Below are 19,070 nucleotides of genomic sequence, written 5' to 3'. Positions count from 1 at the left end.
TCGCACTTTTCGGCATCATGCTCTAGCGGAACGGCTTGCTGAGATAACGCGATCCCTGAATGCCGAAGCGCCATGGTGCTTCGGCATTTTTCGTGATGCCGATGCGTTTTCCCGAGACGGTCGGCACCGGTGCGGACGGCGCGATCGCATAGGGCGGGTGATCGAGCAGCCTGTCATTGATCGCGATATCGATGCCGAGCGCCTGGCAGAGCTTGCCGGGGCCGCTGCAGAGCGACGTCAGCATATCGGTGCCGCGCCGCTCCATCATCTGAGGGATTCCCGTTTCCGGCTCCAGGGCGCGGATGAGTGCAGCCGAACCCGGATGACAGACGAAATTCAGGCACCAGTACATGCCGTAGATGCGGTAGATATAGACATTGCCCGGCTTGCCATACATGGCGCCGTTGCGCTTGGTCGGGCCGCGGAAGCTGTGCGAGGCCTCGTCATCGGGGAAATAGGCTTCGGTCTCGGTGATGCGTCCGCCGACGCCATCCACGGTCAGATGGCAACCGAGCAGGTCGCGAGAGACGGTGATCGCATCGCGCTCGAAAAATTTCCTGAGGCTTTCGCCCGTAAGGGTGCCGGCGCCGACCGCACCTGATATCGTTCCACCATCGGTCATATCAGACGCAGATAACATTCACCGCGCTTATCGTCATCCCAAAACCGTTTCATGCGTTTGCGCGACGGGATCAGCGGCCGGCGTTCGGATCGCGCATCGGGATCGAGGGTGATGTGACCGAGACCGGGTCGCTCGCCGGGAAGGAGTCTTCCAGACCCTCCTCCAGCTCTTCCTCGAGCAAAGCGGGGTCCTTGCTGCGCGCGCCGTCGCCATGGGCAGGTTCGATCGCTGCGGCAAGCAGGGACTTGGCACGCAAGACGGCATTTTCCGACGTCAGCTCAGGCGTGCTGCGCAACGTCACGGCAATGCTGTCTTCGCCTTCGCCGCCGAATTCGACGACGAAGCCGTCTTCCGTCTGGTAGACGGTGATATCGTTGAGTGCCATGGCCGTTCTCCGTGGGCGCTCATATTAGCAAGGCGCATTTTAGTGAAGCGCGTTTTCGGAATTTTGTCGAGCGAAGACCTTCACCAGCCAGTCGATGAAGACGCGCACGCGCGGCGAAAGCTGGCGGTTACGGGGGTAGAGCAGGGAAACCGGTGTCGGGGTCAGCGGAAAATCCTTGAGCACATGGACCAGCGTGCCCGCGGCAAGGTCTCTTTCGGCGTGATAGCGCGGGATCTGGATCATGCCGAGGCCCATCCTTGCCGCTGAAATATAGCTTTCGGCGGCGTTGACCGTGACGGTGGCCGGAATGGTGATGTCATGCACCGTGCCGTCGACGATGAATTCGAGCGGCAACAGACTGCCGGTGCTGCTGGAGCGGAAGCCAACCATGCGATGGCCGTCAAGCTGGTCGGGATGCTGCGGCAGGCCATAGGTGGCGATATAATCAGGGGAGGCGAGTGTCACCTCATCAAGCATGGCGACGCGCCGGGCGACCATGTCGCTGTCTTGCGGCGTGCCGACGCGCAGCACGCAATCGATGCCTTCGCGCACAAGATCGACCAGCCGGTCGCCCTCGCTCATGTAGAATTCGATCTCGGGATAGGTCTCTAGAAAAGACGGCAGGCTCGGCAGCACGAAATGCCGGGCAAGCGTGCCGTGCACATCGACGCGCAGCAGGCCCTTCGGCTTGGCGCCGGCGAAAGCGCCTTCGGCATCCTCGATATCGGCAAGGATCGACAGGCAGCGCTGGTAATAGGCTTCGCCATCGAGCGTCGGGCTGACATGGCGTGTCGTGCGCTGGAGCAGGCGCACGCCGAGGCGGGCTTCGAGCTGCTTTATCGCATCGGTGACGGTCGAGCGCGGCAGGCCAGTGTCTTCGGCGGCAAGCGTGAAGCTGCGGCGTTCCACGACCCGGCAAAACACCCGCATGGCATCAAATCTGTCCATCTGTTTGTTCGTAATTCCCGGATAGTGATGCCGGATGATGCCTGATTATCCGCAGAATGAACAGGTGCATCTTCTCCTCATCGAAAACGCGCTGCGGCGCAGGATGAAGGAGAAGGACAATGGCTTCCAAAGAAAACGGCAAGGTGGCACTGGTCACCGGCGCGTCCCGCGGCATTGGCGCGGCAGTCGCCCGACGCCTCGCCAAGGACGGTTTCACCGTCGTCATCAACTATTCCGGCAATGCCGCTCCGGCCGAGGAATTGGCCCAGGAGATCGAGCAGGCTGGCGGCAAGGCGCTGACGGCGAAAGCCGATGTCAGCGACGCCGAAGCCGTCCGCCGCATGTTCGATGCCGCGGAAACCTCTTTCGGCGGCGTCGATGTGCTTGTCAACAATGCCGGCATCATGATGCTCTCTTCGCTTGCGGAGGCCGACGACGCCAATTTCGATCGGCAGATCGGCGTCAATCTGAAGGGCACCTTCAATACGTTGCGCGAGGCAGCCAAGCGTCTGCGTGACGGTGGCCGGGTCATCAACTTCTCGACCTCAGTCGTCGGCCTGAAGCTCGAAACCTATGGCGTTTACGCTGCCACCAAGGCTGCCGTCGAAACGCTGACGGCGATCATGGCCAAGGAGATGCGGGGCCGCAACATCACCGTCAACGCCATCGCGCCTGGCCCTGTGGCCACCGACCTCTTCCTCAACGGCAAGTCGGACGAACTCATCGCCCGCATGGCGAAGATGAACCCGCTGGAACGCCTCGGCACACCGGAAGACATCGCATCTGCGGTTGCCTTTCTTGCCGGTCCGGACGGCGGCTGGATCAACGGCCAGACGCTACGCGCCAATGGCGGCGTGATCTGAGGAAAGACCGGCGGCGCTCCCGAGGCCGCCGCCAACCTCAAGCTTCCACTTCAACCAACCCCAATCGAACCCAGAAGGAATAGGACAATGAGCAAGCAAGTCATTATCATCACCGGCGCTTCCAGCGGCTTCGGCGCTCTTACCGCCCGCGCCCTCGCCAAGGCCGGCCATACCGTCTATGCCGGCATGCGCGCCACGGAAGGCCGCAACGCTCCCGCCGTCGCCGATGCGGCTGAATTCGCCAGAGAAAACAACGTCGATCTGCGCTCGGTCGAACTCGATGTCGCCTCCGACGCGTCGGTCGTATCAGGTATCGCCAGGATTATCGCCGATGCGGGCCGCCTCGATGTCATCATCCACAATGCCGGCCATATGTCCTTCGGCCCGGCCGAAGCCTTCACGCCGGAACAGTTCGCCGAGCTCTTCGACATCAACGTGCTCTCCACCCAGCGCGTCAATCGTGCGGCACTTCCGCATCTCCGCCGGCAGGGCAGGGGCCTCGTGGTCTGGGTATCGTCGTCGAGCAGCCGCGGCGGCACGCCTCCCTATCTCTCGCCCTATTTCGCCGCCAAGGCGGCAATGGATTCACTTGCCGTCTCCTATGCCGGCGAGCTTACCCGCTGGGGCATCGAGACCTCGATCATCGTGCCCGGCGCCTTCACCAAGGGCACCAACCATTTCGCCCATTCCGGCTCGCCTGATGATACCGCCCGCGCCGCCGAATATAATGAAGGACCCTACAAGGGCGTGCCGGAACAGGCGCTGCAGGGCCTGGCAGCACTCGAACCTGCCGACGCCGATGCCGGCGCGGTAGCCGTCGCCATCATCGATGTCGTCGGCAAGCCGTTCGGTACGAGACCGTTCCGCGTCCATATCGATCCATCCGAGGACGGCGCGGAGATCGTCAACGGCGTCGCCGACCGTGTCCGGGCGGAATTGTTCCGCCGCATCGGCCTCGAGGACCTGCTGAAGCCGGCTGCCAGGAATTGAAATTCGGCCCGCCGCTGGCGCGGGAACATGGGAGCCAACCCGTCATCGCAATTATGTGAACGTGATTGCGGAATTTTTCCTTACAATCCTGCGGGGAGTGCGTATATCTGTTTTATCGCGAGAGAGTGGAATTCCCTGCCGCTCTCTTCCGACCTCCAAAGCTTGCCGCGCCCTTTCCACGGTGCGACAGGCTTGATGTTCAAAGTTGTACATTGCGGCCCGTCGAAGGTTTCCCCTGCCTTCCGGGCCGTATTTGTCTTGGCGCTCAGACGTCGTTCAGTCTCGCCTCGACCAGAAGCTTCACCAGCCAGTCGACGAAGACACGGACCTTGTTGCTGAGATGGCGGTTCGGGGGGTAGACGACGTAAAGCGGCAGCGGATCGCGACGCCAATCCGGCAGCACACGGACGAGTTCGCCCCTTGCCATCGGCTCGCGCGCCATGAAGATCGGCACCTGCGCGATGCCGAGACCCGTCAGTGCAGCCGTCAGATAGGTACGGCTATCGTTGACCGATGCGATGTAACGCGGACTGGTCTCGATCACCTCGTTGTGCCGACGAAATTCGAAGGGCAGCGTCCGGTTGTTCTGAGCGCGGAAATAGTTGACGGAGTAATGATCCGCCTCCAGATCCTCCGGCCGCTCGGGCATGCCGAATTTCTGGATGTAGCTTGGCGAAGCACAGGTGATCATCTCGACTTCGGAAACGCGCCGCGCAATCAGCGACTGGTCGGCCGGCGTGCCGGCCCGCAGCGCGCAATCGACATTTTCCGCAAGATAATCAACCGTGCGGTCGCCGACACCGAGGTCGATACGGATATCGGGATAACGCTGATAGAAATCGCAAAGTGCCGGAACGACGATCCAATCGGCGAAAGCGCCGGCCATCTCGACACGCAGCCGCCCGCTTGGCAGGCTCTGCGAATTGGAAAGGCTGCCGTCGAGTTCCTCCAGTTCCGAAATGATCTGGGCGGCGCGTTCGTAATAAAGCGCGCCGTCCGTGGTGACCATCACCCGGCGCGTAGTACGGTTCAAGAGCTTGGTGCGCAGATGCGCCTCCAGACCCTGGATGAGATTGGTCACCGTCGCCTTGGGCATGGCGAGCATGTCGGCGGCGCGGGTGAAATTGCCCGTCTCCACGACGCGAATGAAGACGCGCATTGCCGAGAGCTGATCCATCGGTTTCAAATCCGCAGTTTGCGTTGCACCATTGTTCGAGATCTGGAACAGTGTTATCGCGATATAGCTTCTTATTCCTTGGTTGGAATAACAATATCTTTTTTGTACAAAATGCAAGCGGCAGGCGTTGTCTGCTTGTCGCCGACGCAAAAGAGACCGAAGCATGACGGTGGAATGGAAAGATATGATGCTGGATAAGGTGGCCATCGGCCCCGTTTCCGCACGCATCTACCAGGGCGCCGATTACGGCAAGGGTCCGCCGATCGTGCTTTACCTGCATGGCGGTGCGTTTCTGGACAGCGACAAGAACGTCGACCGGCCGGTAGCGATGAGTCTCGCCAAAGCCGGCGCCATCGTCGTCGCCGCCGATTACAGCAGCCTGTCCGGCAATGTATTTCCGAAGGCGCTGGAAGTCTCCTTCTCCGTTTTCACCTATCTCGCCAACAAACGCGCCGGTCTCGGCGACCGCAAGTCGCTGCTCTTCGTCGCCGGCGAAGAAGCAGGCGGCAATGTTGCCGCCGGCGTGGCGCTGAAGGCGCGCGACCAGATGCCGGACGCGCTCGACGGCCAGGTCCTGATTTCGCCGCTGCTCGATCCCTTCATGGGCACGTCCTCGATCCGCAAGGCCGATGCCATCGGCATGCGCCAGCGCTGGACGGAGGGCTGGAGCCACTATCTGAGCGGCGGCGGTTGCCACCCTTATGCGGCGCCTTGCCTCTGTTCGCGTATTTCAGGCGTCGCGCCGGCGCTGATATTCACCGCGGAGGACGATCCTCTGCACGACGAAACAATTGGTTACGGTGCCCGCCTGAAACAGGCCGGTGTCGGTGTGCGCCAGCATGTCCTTCCCGCCGGGACGGGCTGGCCCTCGATTTATGGTGGGAAATCCGACGGAGCGCCGGACTGGCAGGAAAACGTCAGCCGCCATTTCGGAAGCTTCATTCGGGACGTAAGCGTTCAACCGCAATTGCATTGAAGAAGACCTGATATTTCGGCGGCCTTGAGCCGCAAGGAGAGTACCGATGACGTCCAGAAAGAAGCGCTGGGCCCTTGTGGGCGCCGGCATAGGCCTAGTTGCGTCCGTTTCCGGCGCCGCATTGTTTTTCGAACTGCCGATGAGCACGACCGCTACGGCCGCTTCCGCCCCTGCACAGGCTCCCGCCGTGCCGGTGACGGTTGCCGTCGTTGCGGCGCGCGATGTGACGGCCTGGGAGAATTTCTCCGGCCGTCTGGAAGCCGTCGACCGTGTGCAGGTGCGTTCCCGTGTTGCCGGCGCCATCCTGTCGGTGGCTTTCCGCGAAGGGGCGCTGGTGAAGCAGGGCGACCTGCTCTTCACCATCGACCCGGCCCCCTACCAGGCGAGCGTGGCGCAGGCGCAAGGCCAGGTCGCTTCGGCCGAAGCCAAGGTCAGCCTGGCGCAGACCGAACTCGACCGCGGCCGCAGGCTTTCCGACAACCGCACCATCTCCCAGAGCGATCTCGATCAGCGCCAGAGTTCGCTGGCCGAGGCTCAGGCGGGGCTGCGTTCGGCGCAAGCTGCCCTGCAGTCGGCCCAGCTCGATCTCGATTATACTGAAGTGCGGGCTCCGGTTTCCGGCCGCATCGGCAAGATCGAGGTGACCGCCGGTAACCTCGTCGCGGCCGGTTCGACGTCGCCGGCGCTGACGACGCTCGTTTCCGTCGATCCGATCTATGCGAGCTTCAATGCCAGCGAAGAGATGGTGACGCGCGCGCTTGCCCAGCTTCCGCAGACGGATAGCGCCCTGCCTGCCGTCGAGCAGATTCCGGTCGAGGTCGGTACGCTGACCGACAGCGGCACGCCGATCAAGGGCAAGCTGCAGCTGATCGACAACGAGGTCGATGCCGCCAGCGGCACAATCGGCGTGCGCGCCGTCTTCGATAATCCAGGCGGACGTCTCATCCCCGGCCAGTTCGTGCGGGTGCGCATGGGTCAGCCGAAGGCCGAGAACAAGATCGTCATCAGCGACCGTGCCGTCGGCACGGACCAGGACAAGAAGTTCGTCTTCGTCGTCGATGGTGAGAACAAGGTCGCCTATCGGCAGGTCCAGCTCGGCACGCTGGCCGACGGCCAGCGTGTAGTCGAAAGCGGCCTGAACGTCGGCGAAAAGATCGTCGTCAACGGTCTGCAGCGCATCCGTCCAGGTGCAGTCGTCGCACCTCAGATGGAAGAGAAGGTCGCAACCGCGCAGTAAAGACTTTGCCTTCCCCTCCGGGGGAAGGCCAATACCCGAAATGATATGACCCGCCGGCGACTCCCAAACCGCCGGAGAGGGACGTTGCATCCATGTTCACCCCGGAGAGGGCTTTGATATGAACATCTCCAGATTCTTTGTCGACCGCCCGGTCTTTGCCGGCGTTCTTTCGGTCCTCATCCTGGTTGCCGGCCTGATCGGCCTGCGCGCGCTGCCGATTTCCGAATATCCGGAGGTCGTGCCGCCGTCGATCGTCGTGCGCGCCACCTATCCCGGCGCCAACCCGTCCGTCATCGCCGAAACGGTGGCAACGCCGCTCGAAGAGCAGATCAACGGCGTCGAAGGCATGCTCTACATGGCCAGCCAGGCGACATCGGACGGTGTGCTCAACGTCACCGTCACCTTCAAGCTCGGCACCGACCCTGACAAGGCACAGCAGCTCGTGCAGAACCGCGTTTCGCAGGCCGAACCGCGCCTGCCGGCGGAAGTCCGTGCACTCGGCATCACGACAGTCAAGAGTTCGCCCAACTTCATCATGGTGGTGAACCTCGTCTCCGACGGGGACAATCACGACATCACCTATCTTCGCAACTACGCGACCTTGAACGTCAAGGATCGTCTCGCCCGCATTGCAGGCGTCGGTCAGGTACAGGTCTTCGGCGCCGGCGACTATTCCATGCGTGTCTGGATCGATCCGCAGAAGGCCGCCGAGCACAATCTCGCCGCCAGCGACATCAGCAGCGCCATCAGCTCCCAGAACATCCAGGCCGCCGCCGGCATCATCGGCGCGTCGCCGAGCCAGCCAGGTGTGGATCTGCAGCTCAATGTGAATGCCCAGGGCCGCCTGCGCACGCCCGACGAATTTGGCAACATCATCGTCAAGACGGGCGCCAGTGGCGAGATCACCCGCCTTCGCGATGTCGCCCGCATTGAGCTCGGTGCTGCGGATTACACGCTGCGTTCGCTGCTCGACGGCAAGCCGGCCGTCGCCGTTGCTGTCCTGCAGGCGCCCGGTTCGAACGCGATCGAGATCGCGGACAATGTGAACGCAACCATGGATCAGCTGCAGCTCGCCATGCCGGATGGCGTCAAGTACGAGATCGTCTACGATACGACGAAATTCGTGCGGGCCTCGATCGAGAAGGTCATCGACACGCTGCTCGAAGCCATCGCGCTCGTCGTCCTCGTCGTCATCCTTTTCCTCCAGACGTGGCGCGCCTCGATCATCCCGCTGATCGCCGTTCCTGTTTCGATCATCGGCACTTTCGCGGTCATGTATGTCTTCGGCTTCTCGATCAACGCGCTCAGTCTGTTCGGCTTGGTGCTCGCGATCGGTATCGTCGTTGACGACGCGATCGTGGTGGTCGAAAACGTCGAGCGTAATATCGAACATGGCCTGTCGCCACGGGCTGCCACCTACAAGGCGATGAAGGAAGTCTCCGGTCCGATCGTCGCGATCGCGCTGGTCCTCGTCGCGGTCTTCGTGCCGCTCGCTTTCATCTCCGGCCTGTCGGGTCAGTTTTATCGCCAGTTCGCGCTGACGATCGCAATCTCGACCGTCATCTCGGCCTTCAACTCGCTCACCCTGTCTCCGGCGTTGGCAGCCCTTCTCCTGAAGGGCCATGATCAGCCGAAGGACTGGCTGACGCGGTTCATGGACGCCATCTTCGGTTGGTTCTTCCGCGGCTTCAACCGTGTCTTCGGCGCAGGCTCGAATGCCTACGGCAAGGGCGTGGGTGGTCTCTTGTCGCGCAAGAGCATTGTCATGGTGATCTATCTGGCACTGGTCGGTGCGACCTACAGCCTGTTCAGTTCGGTTCCCGGCGGCTTCGTGCCGTCGCAGGACAAGCAGTATCTGATCGGCTTCGCCCAGTTGCCGGATGCCGCAAGCCTCGACCGCACGGAAGACGTCATCAAGCGCATGACCGACATCGCGCTGGCGCAGCCGGGTGTTGCCAATGCGATCGCCTTTCCGGGCCTGTCGATCAACGGCTTCACCAACTCCTCGAATGCCGGCATCGTCTTTGTGACGCTGAAGGACTTCGAGGAGCGCAAGACGCCAGATCTCTCGGGCGGCGCAATCGCCATGGCGCTGAACCAGAAGTTCGGCGTCATCCAGGATGCCTTCATCGCCATGTTCCCGCCGCCGCCGGTCAATGGTCTCGGCACGACGGGCGGCTTCAAGCTGCAGATCGAGGATCGTGCGGGCCTCGGCAACCAGGCGCTCGACGAGGCAACCAAGGCAGTGCTTGCAAAGGCTTACCAGGCGCCTGAACTCGCCGGGCTGTTCTCCAGCTTCCAGATCAACGTGCCGCAGCTCTATGCCGATCTCGACCGCGCCAAGGCCGAGCAGCTTGGGGTTTCCGTCACCGACGTCTTCCAGACGCTGCAGATCTACCTCGGTTCGCTCTATGTGAACGACTTCAACGCTTTCGGCCGCACCTACAGCGTCCGCGTGCAGGCCGATGCGAAATTCCGCGCCCAGCCGGAAGATATCGGCCAGTTGAAGGTCCGCTCGGCATCGGGTGAGATGATCCCGCTTTCGGCCCTCCTGAAGGTGGAGCCGAGCACCGGTCCGGAGCGTGCGAACCGCTACAACGGCTTCCTCGCTGCCGACATCAACGGCGGTCCGGCACCGGGCTTCTCGTCCGGCCAGGCGCAGGCGGCAATCGAGAAGATCCTTCACGAGACCTTGCCTGCCGGCATCGACTTCGAATGGACGGATCTGACCTATCAGCAAATTCTCGCCGGCAATTCGAGCATCGTGGTCTTCCCCCTGGCGCTGCTGCTGGTCTTCCTGGTGCTGGCCGCCCAGTATGAAAGCCTGACGCTGCCGCTTGCGATCATCATGATCGTGCCGATGGGCGTGCTGGCCGCGCTGACCGGCGTCTGGCTCACCGGTGGAGACAACAACATCTTCACTCAGATCGGTCTCGTGGTGCTTGTCGGTCTATCAGCGAAGAACGCGATCCTTATCGTGGAATTCGCCCGCGAACTGGAGTTCGAGGGAAGAACACCGCGGGAGGCCGCGATCGAGGCCAGCCGCCTTCGCCTTCGCCCGATCCTCATGACCTCGCTCGCCTTCATCATGGGTGTCGTGCCGCTCGTTGTCTCTACAGGCGCCGGCGCGGAGATGCGCGCGGCCATGGGTGTCGCGGTCTTCTCCGGCATGATCGGCGTGACCTTCTTCGGCATCTTCATGACGCCTGTCTTCTACGTGCTGCTGCGGCGGCTGACGGGCAACCGTCCGCTCGTCCAGCACAAGCCGGACGAACACAAGGAAGAAGAGGCGGAGGTCATCCGGCTCGCGGCGGAATAAACGGAATTCAACCTTCCTTTGTCGAGTAAATCGGGCGGGAACTCCGGTTCTCGCCCGTATCGTTTTCAGAGCATGATGCCGAAAACTGTGCGCGGTTTTTGGGACGACATCATCCGCATCTAAGGACACACCACAAAAATGCGTTACGTCCGTCAAAACGGTTTGCAACGGTGGGCGAGGGGACTATCAAAGACGGACAACAGTTGGGAGGACTGAATGACAGGTTCGAGAAAAGGTGATGAGGGCAGGCGGATCGCCTTTCTCGGCACCGGCCTGATGGGAGCGCCGATGGCTCGCCGGCTGCTAGGCGCGGGTTTTGCCGTCACCGTCTGGAATCGCGATCCCGGCAAGGCCGAGGCGCTTGCTGGAGATGGCGCGGTCCGCGCGGAAACACCGGCGGATGCCGTTTCAGAGGCCGATGTCGTCATCACCATGCTGACCAACGCCGAGGCGGTGAAGGACGTGTTGTTCGACCGTGGAGCGGCCGATGCGATAACGCCTGGCGTTACCGTCATCGACATGAGTTCGATTGCCCCGCATTTCGCCCGTAACCATTCGGCGAGGCTTGCCGAACGCGGCGTCGATCACGTCGATGCGCCGGTATCAGGCGGCGTCGTCGGGGCGGAAGCCGGTACGCTCGCGATCATGGCGGGCGGCGACAAGGACGTGATCGACCGGCTTGCGGATGTCTTTGCCCCGATGGGGCGGGTGACCCGCGTCGGCCCAAGCGGGGCAGGCCAGCTTGCCAAGCTCGCCAACCAGCAGATCGTCGCGGTGACGATCGGCGCCGTCGCCGAAGCGATGATGCTGATCGAAGCGGGCGGCGGCTCGCCGGCGGCCTTTCGAGACGCCATTCGCGGCGGCTTTGCCGAGAGCCGTATCCTGGAACTGCACGGCAGGCGCATGGTCGAACGGCAGTTTACTCCAGGCGGTTCGTCCAGCAATCAGCTGAAGGATCTGAACGCCGCCATGGAGGCGGCCAAGACCCTGTCGTTGACGCTGCCGCTGACGGCGGCGGTGCACGCCGAATTCAGCGAATTCGTCGCCAACGGCAATGGTGAAAAGGATCACAGCGCCCTGCTCCTCCATCTCGAAGAAAAGAATGCCCGGCCGGGAGGAAAGAAGTGACGGACAGCCATTCGCCGAAGCAGCGCCTGCGTTCGCAGGACTGGTTCGACAATCCCGATCATATCGACATGGCAGCGCTCTATCTCGAGCGCTTCATGAATTACGGCATCACGCCGGAAGAGCTGCGCTCCGGCAAGCCGATCATCGGGATTGCGCAGAGCGGCAGCGATCTTACGCCCTGCAACAGGGTGCATGTCGAGCTTGCCAAGCGCGTGCGCGACGGCATTCGCGATGCCGGCGGCATTCCGATCGAGTTTCCGACGCATCCGATCTTCGAGAACTGCAAGCGCCCGACGGCGGCACTGGACCGCAATCTCGCCTATCTCGGCCTCGTCGAAATCCTCTACGGTTATCCGCTCGACGGTGTCGTGCTGACCACCGGCTGCGACAAGACCACGCCGTCGGCGATCATGGCTGCTTCGACGGTTGATATTCCGGCGATCGTGCTCTCCGGCGGGCCGATGCTTGACGGCTGGCACGAGGGAGAGCTGGCGGGCTCCGGCACGGTGATCTGGCGGATGCGGCGGAAATATGCGGCAGGCGAGATCGATCGGGAAGAGTTTCTTCAAGCGGCGCTCGATTCTGCGCCTTCCGTCGGCCACTGCAATACGATGGGCACTGCTTCGACGATGAATGCGCTGGCCGAGGCGCTCGGCCTTTCGCTGACCGGCTGCGGCGCCATTCCGGCTGCTTACCGCGAACGCGGCCAGATGGCCTACCGTACCGGGCGGCGCGCCGTCGAGATCGTATTCGAGGATCTGAAGCCGTCGGATATCCTGACGCGCGAGGCTTTCCTCAATGCGATCCGCACCAATTCGGCGATCGGCGGCTCGACCAACGCGCAGCCGCACCTGGCCGCGATGGCGAAGCACGCCGGCGTCGAACTCCATCCCGACGATTGGCAGGTGCATGGTTTCGATATCCCGCTGCTGGCCAATGTCCAGCCGGCCGGCGCCTATCTCGGCGAGCGCTTCCATCGCGCCGGCGGTACGCCGGCGATCATGTGGGAACTGCTGCAGGCCGGAAAGCTCGACGGCGACTGTCGTACGGTGACGGGCAGGACGATGGCCGAGAACCTACAGGGCAAGGAAGCGCGCGACCGCGAGGTCATCAGGCCGTTCGCTGAGCCGCTGAAGGAGCGGGCGGGCTTCCTCGTTCTCAAAGGCAATCTCTTCGATTTCGCGATCATGAAGATGAGTGTGGTCTCGGAGGATTTCCGCCGGCGCTATCTTGAGGAGCCCGGGCACGAGGGCGTCTTCAAGGGCAAAGCGGTGGTTTTCGACGGTTCCGAGGACTATCACAAGCGCATCAACGATGCTGAACTCGGCATCGACGAAAACACCATCCTTGTTATCCGGGGCGCCGGGCCGATCGGCTGGCCTGGTTCGGCTGAGGTCGTCAATATGCAACCGCCGGATCATCTCCTGAAGCGCGGCATCCGCAGCCTGCCGACGATCGGCGACGGCCGCCAATCGGGCACGGCCGACAGTCCCTCGATCCTCAACGCCTCGCCGGAAAGTGCCGCCGGCGGCGGCCTCGCCTGGCTTCGTACCGGGGATATCATCCGCATCGACTTCAACCACGGGCGCTGCGACATGCTGGTCGATGATGCCGAGATCGAACGGCGCAAGGGCGACGGCATCCCGCCGGTGCCGGCGGATGCGACGCCGTGGCAGCAGATCTACCGCCGCTCGGTGACGCAATTGTCGGACGGCGCGGTGCTGGAGGGGGCGACGGAATTTCGTCGGATTGCGAAAAACCCGCCGCGGCACAATCACTGATCTTGAGTTGTTAAAGACTGCAAGCCCCTTGATCCAAAAGGGGAAGTCGTAACGAACAGTTCACCTAGTCACTAGTTCGGTCACTAGGACAAGGCTTCATTAATGCCGGCTTGAGACCATATTGCTGTTAGACAAGCTTCTAAGGCTGGGACCGCGTTGCCAGAGAACAAAGCCACACGATCCGAACGAGAGTTTCAGGATCTTCTGCGTCGGCTGGAACTTGCTCTCGATGCATCCCGGATCGGTGTCTGGGAGCACAGCATCGAGCAGGACGGGATCCTGTGGGATGCGCAGATGCATCGTCTCTACGAGACCGGCGAGACCTGCCGGCTGGTGCCGGCTTCGCTCTGGTCGAATGCCATCCATCCCGATGATCGTGAGCGGGCCGAACGCGATTTCGAGCAGGCGATCGCGACGCGCGGCGCCTATAACTCACAATTCCGCATCGTGCTGCCGAGCGGCGAAATCCGCCATTTGCGCTCGCGCGCGCATTTCTACGTCGATGCGGAGGGTCTGCCCTCCTTCATCGGCGCCGAATGGGATGTGACTGCCGACGTAAAGCTCAACGCGGAGCTGGCGCGGCAAAAGGTGGTGGCCGAGGCGAGGGCGCTGGCGCTGGAGGAAAGCAATGCCCGCATCGAGCATGTCGCCGATCACGACTATCTCACCGGCTTGCCGAACCGGCGCCTTCTCGACAAGCGGCTTTCGGAGCTGCCGGCCGACAAGAGCATCACGACACTCGCGGTCCTGCATCTCGACCTCGACCAGTTCAAGCAGATCAACGACAGCCACGGTCATGCGGCAGGCGACGCCGTGCTCAGGGCCGCAGCCCTTCGCATCACCACTGCCATTCCTGCAAATGGCATGGTCGCCCGCGTCGGCGGTGATGAATTCGTCATCGTACTGGTCAATTTCACAGATCTCACTGAGCTGAAGCTGATCACTGAGGATGTCCAGCGCCGGCTGCGGAAGAAAATCCGCTTCGGCCAGGAGATGCTGCAATCCGGCGCCTCGATCGGCGTTTCCTGGAGCGGTGATCGGCGGGCGCGCAACATGCTGGCCGAATCCGACCTGGCGCTCTACCAGGCCAAGAAGCTCGGACGGAACCGCGTCGAATTCTTCACGCGGCAATTGCAAGAGGATCTGCGCTCCAAGCGTCGCCTCGCCGAAGAGCTGAAGCTCGGGCTGGAGCGCGGCGAGATCCTTCCCTATTATCAGGTGCAGCTCGACGCCCGGACGCGGGAAGTCATCGGCTTTGAGGCGCTGGCGCGCTGGAAACATCCCGAGAAGGGCGTGCTGGCCCCAGGGGTATTCCTGAAGATTGCCGACGAGCACGGACTTGCGGCGGAGATCGACGCGGCGATCCTCAAGAGCGTTCTCGAAGACCGGCTATTCTGGCTGTTGCGCGGCCTTGCGGTTCCGCGCATCGCTGTCAATATCTCGGCCTCGCGGCTTGCCGATCCGGCGCTGCTCGACAAGCTGAGGAAACTCGACATCCCGCCCGGCGTGATCGTCTTCGAGCTGGTTGAGACGATTTTCCTCGACGATAGCGACGAAAAATTGCTCGATCATATCGGCGATATCAAACAGATGGGCATCGACATCGAGATCGACGACTTCGGATCGGGCCATGCCTCGCTCATCGGTCTCGTCAAGCTGCGGCCGAAGCGGTTGAAGATCGACCGGCAGCTCGTCACCGAGGTCGTCAGCTCGGCCGAGCAGCGGCGCGTGGTGGGTTCGATCGTGGAAATCGCCAAGGCGCTCGATGTCGAGGTGATCGCCGAGGGCATCGAGACCGAGGCGCATGCCGTCGTGCTGGCGCAGCTCGGCTGCGACGGCCTGCAGGGTTATGCGTTCGGTTATCCCGCACCAGCGGCGGAGACAGACCGTCTTTTCTCATCGATGACGAGCGGGAGCGAAAAGCAGAAGACCGCCATGGGCGGCTGAACGGCCGGTGATCCGTCCGCGGGCGACCGTTGTCGCCGCCGGTTTCAACAGCGCGTTTGCCGCGTCGCGGAAGTGATTTCAGCCGAAATGCTTTCCTCGCCTTTCAAATTGGCAGGCGGTATCTTTCGGTGCGGCGTTTTATTCGCATCGGCAGGAAGATAATTGGCGCGCAAGTAATTTTCTTGAGCTTGCAACGGCATTGTTTCATGGTAATCCGGAAACGTAGCTTTCTGCATTGCATCGAAAAAATGATTATACGCGTCGTCAAGTCCATGAGCGCGGCTCTCCATCATTCGCAGGTGCAATCGGGGAACTGGGACCTGACAATTGCTTTGCCATTGCCGGGATGGACTTGCGGGACATCAATCTAGGAAAGTCGCATGAATTCGGAATTTGCCGTTCGTTCGATGCGGCCCGGCGAACTGGAACTCGTGCTCGAATGGGCGCGTCAGGAGGGCTGGAACCCGGGCCTCGACGATTCGCTTGCGTTCCTTGAGGCCGATCCGTCAGGATTTTTCGTCGGCTCGATCGGTGAAGTCCCCGTCGGTTCGATCTCGGTCGTCAAATATGGCGAGAGTTTCGCCTTCCTGGGCCTCTACATCGTCCATCCCGATTTCCGCGGCAAGGGTTACGGCAAGGCGATCTGGCAGGCGGGCATCGCCAGCGCGGGAGACCGCACGATCGGTCTCGACGGAGTCGCCGCACAGCAGGACAACTACCGCAAGGCCGGCTTCGAACCCGCCTATTCCACCATTCGCTACGGCGGCGTCGCCAGCTCCTTGCCTGTCTCGACGCTTGTCGCGCAGTCGGTGCTGGATTCACGTCTCGAAGGCCTGCAGCGCTATGATTCGGCGATCTTTCCGCAGCCGCGGGATGCCTTCCTCACCTCCTGGTGCACCGGCCGTAAGGGCCGCCGTTCGGCGGTGGTGCGCAAGAGCGGTAAGATCCGCGGTTACGGCACGATCCGCCGCTGCTACGAGGGCTACAAGATCGGCCCGCTCTTTGCCAATGATGCCGATAGCGCCGCAGCGTTGCTTGCCGAATTGATCCCGGAGGCGAAGGGGGCCGCGGTCTTCATCGACATTCCCACGGCGAACCACGAGGCAGTCGCGCTTGCCGAAGGCCTCGGCCTTCAACCGGTGTTCGAGACGACGCGCATGTATCGCGGGCCGGCGCCGGCCATCCCGCTGAAGCATGTCTTCGGCGTGACAACGTTGGAGCTCGGTTAGGCTCTAATCCATGGGTGAGGCGGGCACGGTCGTAGCTGAAGCTTTCGGCCGGCCCTTTTCAGCGATCGCGATGCCGCCCAAGGTCAGCACCAGCGCGATCACATGGAAGGACTGCAGCCTCTCCCCGATCAGGGCGACGGAGAGCAGCGTTCCGAACACCGGCACGAGATTGATGAAGAGGCCGGCCCGGTTGGCGCCGATTGCGACGACGCCCTTGATATAGAGGATCTGCGCCACCAGCGACGGGAAGATCGCCGTGTAGAGAGTGATGACCCAGCCGGCCTGGTCCGGCCACTGCGCAGCGCCGCGGCCGGCCTCCCAAAGGAGCAGCGGCAGCGAGGTCAGCATGGCCCCGAGCGCCGGGACCGCCATCAGCGTGCGCCAGTCGAGCGGCGGCTTCCAGCGCAGGAAGATGGTGTAGACCGAATAGGCGGCAATGGCGATCAGCATCAGCCCGTCGCCGCGGTTGAGGCCTAGTTGCAGCAGCGTTGAGAGGTCACCATGCGCGGCGGTCAAAGCGACGCCGATCAGCGTCATGCCGAAGCCGAGACATTGCGCCAGCGAGATGCCGGTACGGAAGAACATGAAATTCAGCAGGAAGATCAGCATCGGGATGCCGGCCTGCTCGATGGCGACGTTGATCGCCGTCGTATATTGCACGGCCGAGTAAAGCATGGCGTTGAAAAGGGTGTAGCCGATGACGCCGTAGAAAAGGAGCAGCGGCAGGTTCTTCCTGACCACCGGCCAGTCCTTCCGCAATTGCGGTACTGAAATCACAGCGATCACCGCCACGGCGAGGAACCAGCGCAGGAAGGTCAGCATCATCGGGCTGATATGCCCGAGTGCGAGTTTGCCGGCGACGGAGTTGCCGCCCCAGCAGAGGGTGGCGATAACGAGGCAGATATAGGCCGTAGCTTGCAAGAGCGTTCTTCCCGTCTTTCCGCGATCGCCGTGCGGCGTTTTGTGAGGGGAAATAGCCTGTCGGCTGCTGATTTGTCACGTAAAAAGCCCAATCTACTGTGACAACAGGGTCGCTTTCCAAAAAACAAAGCTTTATAGATGCGCGGGTTTGAGCAGGTGCGCGGTTCCGCGCCGGTAACAGGAAGAGTTGGATGACGAACGTAGTCGTGGTCGGTTCGCAATGGGGTGACGAAGGCAAGGGCAAGATTGTCGACTGGCTTTCGGAGCGCGCAGATATTGTCGTGCGCTTTCAGGGCGGACACAATGCCGGCCACACGCTCGTCATCGACGGCACCAGCTACAAGCTCTCGCTGCTGCCGTCCGGCGTCGTGCGCCCCGGCAAGATGGCGGTGATCGGCAACGGCGTCGTCGTCGATCCGCATGCGCTGATCGCCGAGATCGAAAAGCTCGCCGGTCAGGGTGTGACGATCACGCCCGAAAATCTGCGTATCGCCGACAATGCGACGCTCATCCTGTCGCTGCACCGCGAGCTCGACGCGATGCGCGAGGATGCAGCGTCGAACAGCGGCACCAAGATCGGCACGACGCGCCGCGGCATCGGCCCGGCCTATGAAGACAAGGTCGGCCGTCGCGCCATCCGCGTCATGGATCTTGCCGATCTCGATAGTCTTTCCGGCAAGGTCGACCGTATTCTGACGCATCACAACGCGCTTCGCCGCGGCTTGGGTGTCGCCGAAGTCAGCCACCAGGCGATCATGGACGAACTGACCTCGATCGCAGATCGGGTACTGCCTTTCCGTGATACGGTCTGGCTTTTCCTCGACAAGGAGCGTCGCAAGGGCTCCCGCATCCTTTTTGAAGGCGCGCAGGGCAGCCTGCTCGACATCGATCACGGCACCTATCCCTTCGTCACCTCCTCGAACACGGTGGCCGGCCAGGCGGCAGCTGGTTCCGGCATGGGACCCGGCTCGCTCGGTTATATCCTCGGCATCACCAAGGCCTATACGACGCGCGTCGGCGAAGGCCCGTTCCCGACCGAGCTGAAGGACGCGATCGGTGAGTTCCTTGGCGAAAAAGGTCATGAGTTCGGTGTGGTGACCGGACGCAAGCGGCGCTGCGGCTGGTTCGACGCGGCACTCGTGCGTCAATCGATTGCCACCAATGGCATCACGGGCATCGCGCTCACCAAGCTCGACGTGCTCGACGGTCTCGAGGAATTGAAGATCTGCGTTGGCTATATGCTCGACGGCGAACAGATTGATCATCTTCCGGCAAGCCAGGGAGCGCAAGCTAGGGTCGAACCGATCTACATCACGCTGGAAGGCTGGAAGGAATCGACCGTCGGCGCCCGCAGTTGGGCGGATCTGCCGGCACAGGCGATCAAATATGTTCGCCAGGTCGAAGAGCTGATCGGGGCGCCTGTCGCGCTCCTGTCCACCAGCCCGGAGCGGGATGATACGATACTTGTGACCGATCCGTTTGAGGATTAAGCTCACGGGTCACTGTGGAGGATGGTTCGGTAGGGTACCGGACTTCTTGAGAAAGTA

Annotated in this window: 16 protein-coding genes; 10 read left to right on the top strand and 6 right to left on the bottom strand. The window is 62.1% G+C overall.

Annotation, left to right across the window (positions count from 1 at the left end):
• Positions 1-22: 22 nt before the first annotated feature.
• Genes ELH03_RS16790 through ELH03_RS16780 form a run of 3 tightly spaced genes read right to left on the bottom strand, consistent with a single transcriptional unit; the run spans position 23 to position 1,955 of the window.
• Complete coding sequence (locus tag ELH03_RS16790; protein ID WP_128410889.1) at positions 23-640, bottom strand: DNA-3-methyladenine glycosylase; 618 nt, start codon at positions 638-640, stop codon at positions 23-25.
• A gap of 52 nt (positions 641-692) precedes the next feature.
• Positions 693-1,007, bottom strand: coding sequence for a hypothetical protein (locus tag ELH03_RS16785; protein WP_105007185.1), 315 nt, complete (start codon positions 1,005-1,007; stop codon positions 693-695).
• A 39-nt stretch (positions 1,008-1,046) separates the two neighbouring features.
• Complete coding sequence (locus tag ELH03_RS16780; protein ID WP_128410888.1) at positions 1,047-1,955, bottom strand: LysR family transcriptional regulator; 909 nt, start codon at positions 1,953-1,955, stop codon at positions 1,047-1,049.
• Between the two features lie 119 nt (positions 1,956-2,074).
• Here ELH03_RS16780 and ELH03_RS16775 point away from each other — a divergent pair, with 119 nt between their 5' ends.
• Both ELH03_RS16775 and ELH03_RS16770 read left to right on the top strand, forming a co-directional pair.
• Positions 2,075-2,818, top strand: a complete 744-nt coding sequence (locus ELH03_RS16775) for an SDR family oxidoreductase (RefSeq protein WP_128400558.1) — start codon at positions 2,075-2,077, stop codon at positions 2,816-2,818.
• 87 nt (positions 2,819-2,905) lie between these two features.
• Positions 2,906-3,808: an SDR family oxidoreductase gene (locus ELH03_RS16770; protein ID WP_128410096.1), complete on the top strand. Its 903-nt coding sequence runs from the start codon at positions 2,906-2,908 to the stop codon at positions 3,806-3,808.
• Positions 3,809-4,073: 265 nt separating this feature from the next.
• On the opposite strand, the gene ELH03_RS16765 is transcribed toward ELH03_RS16770, so the two are convergent.
• Positions 4,074-4,985 carry a LysR family transcriptional regulator gene (locus ELH03_RS16765; protein ID WP_003561999.1) on the bottom strand — a complete coding sequence of 304 codons (912 nt, stop codon included), beginning with the start codon at positions 4,983-4,985 and terminating at the stop codon, positions 4,074-4,076.
• A gap of 163 nt (positions 4,986-5,148) precedes the next feature.
• Between ELH03_RS16765 and ELH03_RS16760 the strand changes: the two genes are divergently transcribed.
• The 6 genes from ELH03_RS16760 (at position 5,149) to ELH03_RS16735 (ending at position 15,373) form a co-directional block, all read left to right on the top strand.
• Complete coding sequence (locus ELH03_RS16760) at positions 5,149-5,961, top strand: alpha/beta hydrolase fold domain-containing protein (RefSeq protein ID WP_130766525.1); 813 nt, start codon at positions 5,149-5,151, stop codon at positions 5,959-5,961.
• Between the two features lie 46 nt (positions 5,962-6,007).
• On the top strand, positions 6,008-7,198 hold the full coding sequence (locus tag ELH03_RS16755; protein ID WP_128410095.1) for an efflux RND transporter periplasmic adaptor subunit: 1,191 nt from the start codon (positions 6,008-6,010) through the stop codon (positions 7,196-7,198).
• A gap of 118 nt (positions 7,199-7,316) precedes the next feature.
• Entirely contained in the window at positions 7,317-10,517 is a 3,201-nt protein-coding gene (locus ELH03_RS16750) for an efflux RND transporter permease subunit (protein ID WP_128410094.1), read from the top strand.
• A gap of 216 nt (positions 10,518-10,733) precedes the next feature.
• The gene (locus ELH03_RS16745) at positions 10,734-11,645 is read left to right on the top strand and encodes an NAD(P)-dependent oxidoreductase (RefSeq protein ID WP_128400555.1); all 912 of its coding nucleotides are present in this window, start codon (positions 10,734-10,736) and stop codon (positions 11,643-11,645) included.
• Complete coding sequence (locus ELH03_RS16740) at positions 11,642-13,426, top strand: IlvD/Edd family dehydratase (RefSeq protein ID WP_130766524.1); 1,785 nt, start codon at positions 11,642-11,644, stop codon at positions 13,424-13,426. Before ELH03_RS16745 ends, ELH03_RS16740 begins: the two co-directional genes overlap by 4 nt.
• A 156-nt stretch (positions 13,427-13,582) precedes the next feature.
• A complete protein-coding gene (locus ELH03_RS16735; RefSeq protein WP_130766523.1) occupies positions 13,583-15,373 on the top strand; it encodes a putative bifunctional diguanylate cyclase/phosphodiesterase in 1,791 nt (596 codons plus the stop codon).
• 44 nt (positions 15,374-15,417) lie between these two features.
• On the opposite strand, the gene ELH03_RS37445 is transcribed toward ELH03_RS16735, so the two are convergent.
• On the bottom strand, positions 15,418-15,666 hold the full coding sequence (locus ELH03_RS37445) for a hypothetical protein (protein WP_164902026.1): 249 nt from the start codon (positions 15,664-15,666) through the stop codon (positions 15,418-15,420).
• An 87-nt stretch (positions 15,667-15,753) separates the two neighbouring features.
• Here ELH03_RS37445 and ELH03_RS16730 point away from each other — a divergent pair, with 87 nt between their 5' ends.
• On the top strand, positions 15,754-16,602 hold the full coding sequence (locus tag ELH03_RS16730) for a GNAT family N-acetyltransferase (protein ID WP_128400552.1): 849 nt from the start codon (positions 15,754-15,756) through the stop codon (positions 16,600-16,602).
• Positions 16,603-16,605: 3 nt separating this feature from the next.
• Here the strand turns inward: ELH03_RS16730 and ELH03_RS16725 are convergent, their stop codons facing one another.
• Positions 16,606-17,523 carry a DMT family transporter gene (locus ELH03_RS16725; RefSeq protein WP_128400551.1) on the bottom strand — a complete coding sequence of 306 codons (918 nt, stop codon included), beginning with the start codon at positions 17,521-17,523 and terminating at the stop codon, positions 16,606-16,608.
• A 191-nt stretch (positions 17,524-17,714) separates the two neighbouring features.
• Here ELH03_RS16725 and ELH03_RS16720 point away from each other — a divergent pair, with 191 nt between their 5' ends.
• On the top strand, positions 17,715-19,013 hold the full coding sequence (locus ELH03_RS16720; RefSeq protein WP_018243320.1) for an adenylosuccinate synthase: 1,299 nt from the start codon (positions 17,715-17,717) through the stop codon (positions 19,011-19,013).
• The last annotated feature ends 57 nt before the right edge of the window (positions 19,014-19,070 follow it).

The sequence above is a fragment of the Rhizobium beringeri genome (assembly GCF_004306515.1).
GTDB lineage: Bacteria > Pseudomonadota > Alphaproteobacteria > Rhizobiales > Rhizobiaceae > Rhizobium > Rhizobium beringeri.
The sequence above is the reverse complement of the archived record's forward strand: the minus strand, read 5'-3'. Positions and strand labels throughout refer to the sequence as shown.

Coding starts and splice junctions, on each gene's coding strand:
- ELH03_RS16790 (WP_128410889.1), bottom strand. CDS start 640: ATGTTATCTGCGTCTGATATGACCGATGGTGGAACGATATCAGGTGCG.
- ELH03_RS16785 (WP_105007185.1), bottom strand. CDS start 1,007: ATGGCACTCAACGATATCACCGTCTACCAGACGGAAGACGGCTTCGTC.
- ELH03_RS16780 (WP_128410888.1), bottom strand. CDS start 1,955: ATGGACAGATTTGATGCCATGCGGGTGTTTTGCCGGGTCGTGGAACGC.
- ELH03_RS16775 (WP_128400558.1), top strand. CDS start 2,075: ATGGCTTCCAAAGAAAACGGCAAGGTGGCACTGGTCACCGGCGCGTCC.
- ELH03_RS16770 (WP_128410096.1), top strand. CDS start 2,906: ATGAGCAAGCAAGTCATTATCATCACCGGCGCTTCCAGCGGCTTCGGC.
- ELH03_RS16765 (WP_003561999.1), bottom strand. CDS start 4,985: ATGGATCAGCTCTCGGCAATGCGCGTCTTCATTCGCGTCGTGGAGACG.
- ELH03_RS16760 (WP_130766525.1), top strand. CDS start 5,149: ATGACGGTGGAATGGAAAGATATGATGCTGGATAAGGTGGCCATCGGC.
- ELH03_RS16755 (WP_128410095.1), top strand. CDS start 6,008: ATGACGTCCAGAAAGAAGCGCTGGGCCCTTGTGGGCGCCGGCATAGGC.
- ELH03_RS16750 (WP_128410094.1), top strand. CDS start 7,317: ATGAACATCTCCAGATTCTTTGTCGACCGCCCGGTCTTTGCCGGCGTT.
- ELH03_RS16745 (WP_128400555.1), top strand. CDS start 10,734: ATGACAGGTTCGAGAAAAGGTGATGAGGGCAGGCGGATCGCCTTTCTC.
- ELH03_RS37445 (WP_164902026.1), bottom strand. CDS start 15,666: ATGATGGAGAGCCGCGCTCATGGACTTGACGACGCGTATAATCATTTT.
- ELH03_RS16730 (WP_128400552.1), top strand. CDS start 15,754: ATGAATTCGGAATTTGCCGTTCGTTCGATGCGGCCCGGCGAACTGGAA.
- ELH03_RS16720 (WP_018243320.1), top strand. CDS start 17,715: ATGACGAACGTAGTCGTGGTCGGTTCGCAATGGGGTGACGAAGGCAAG.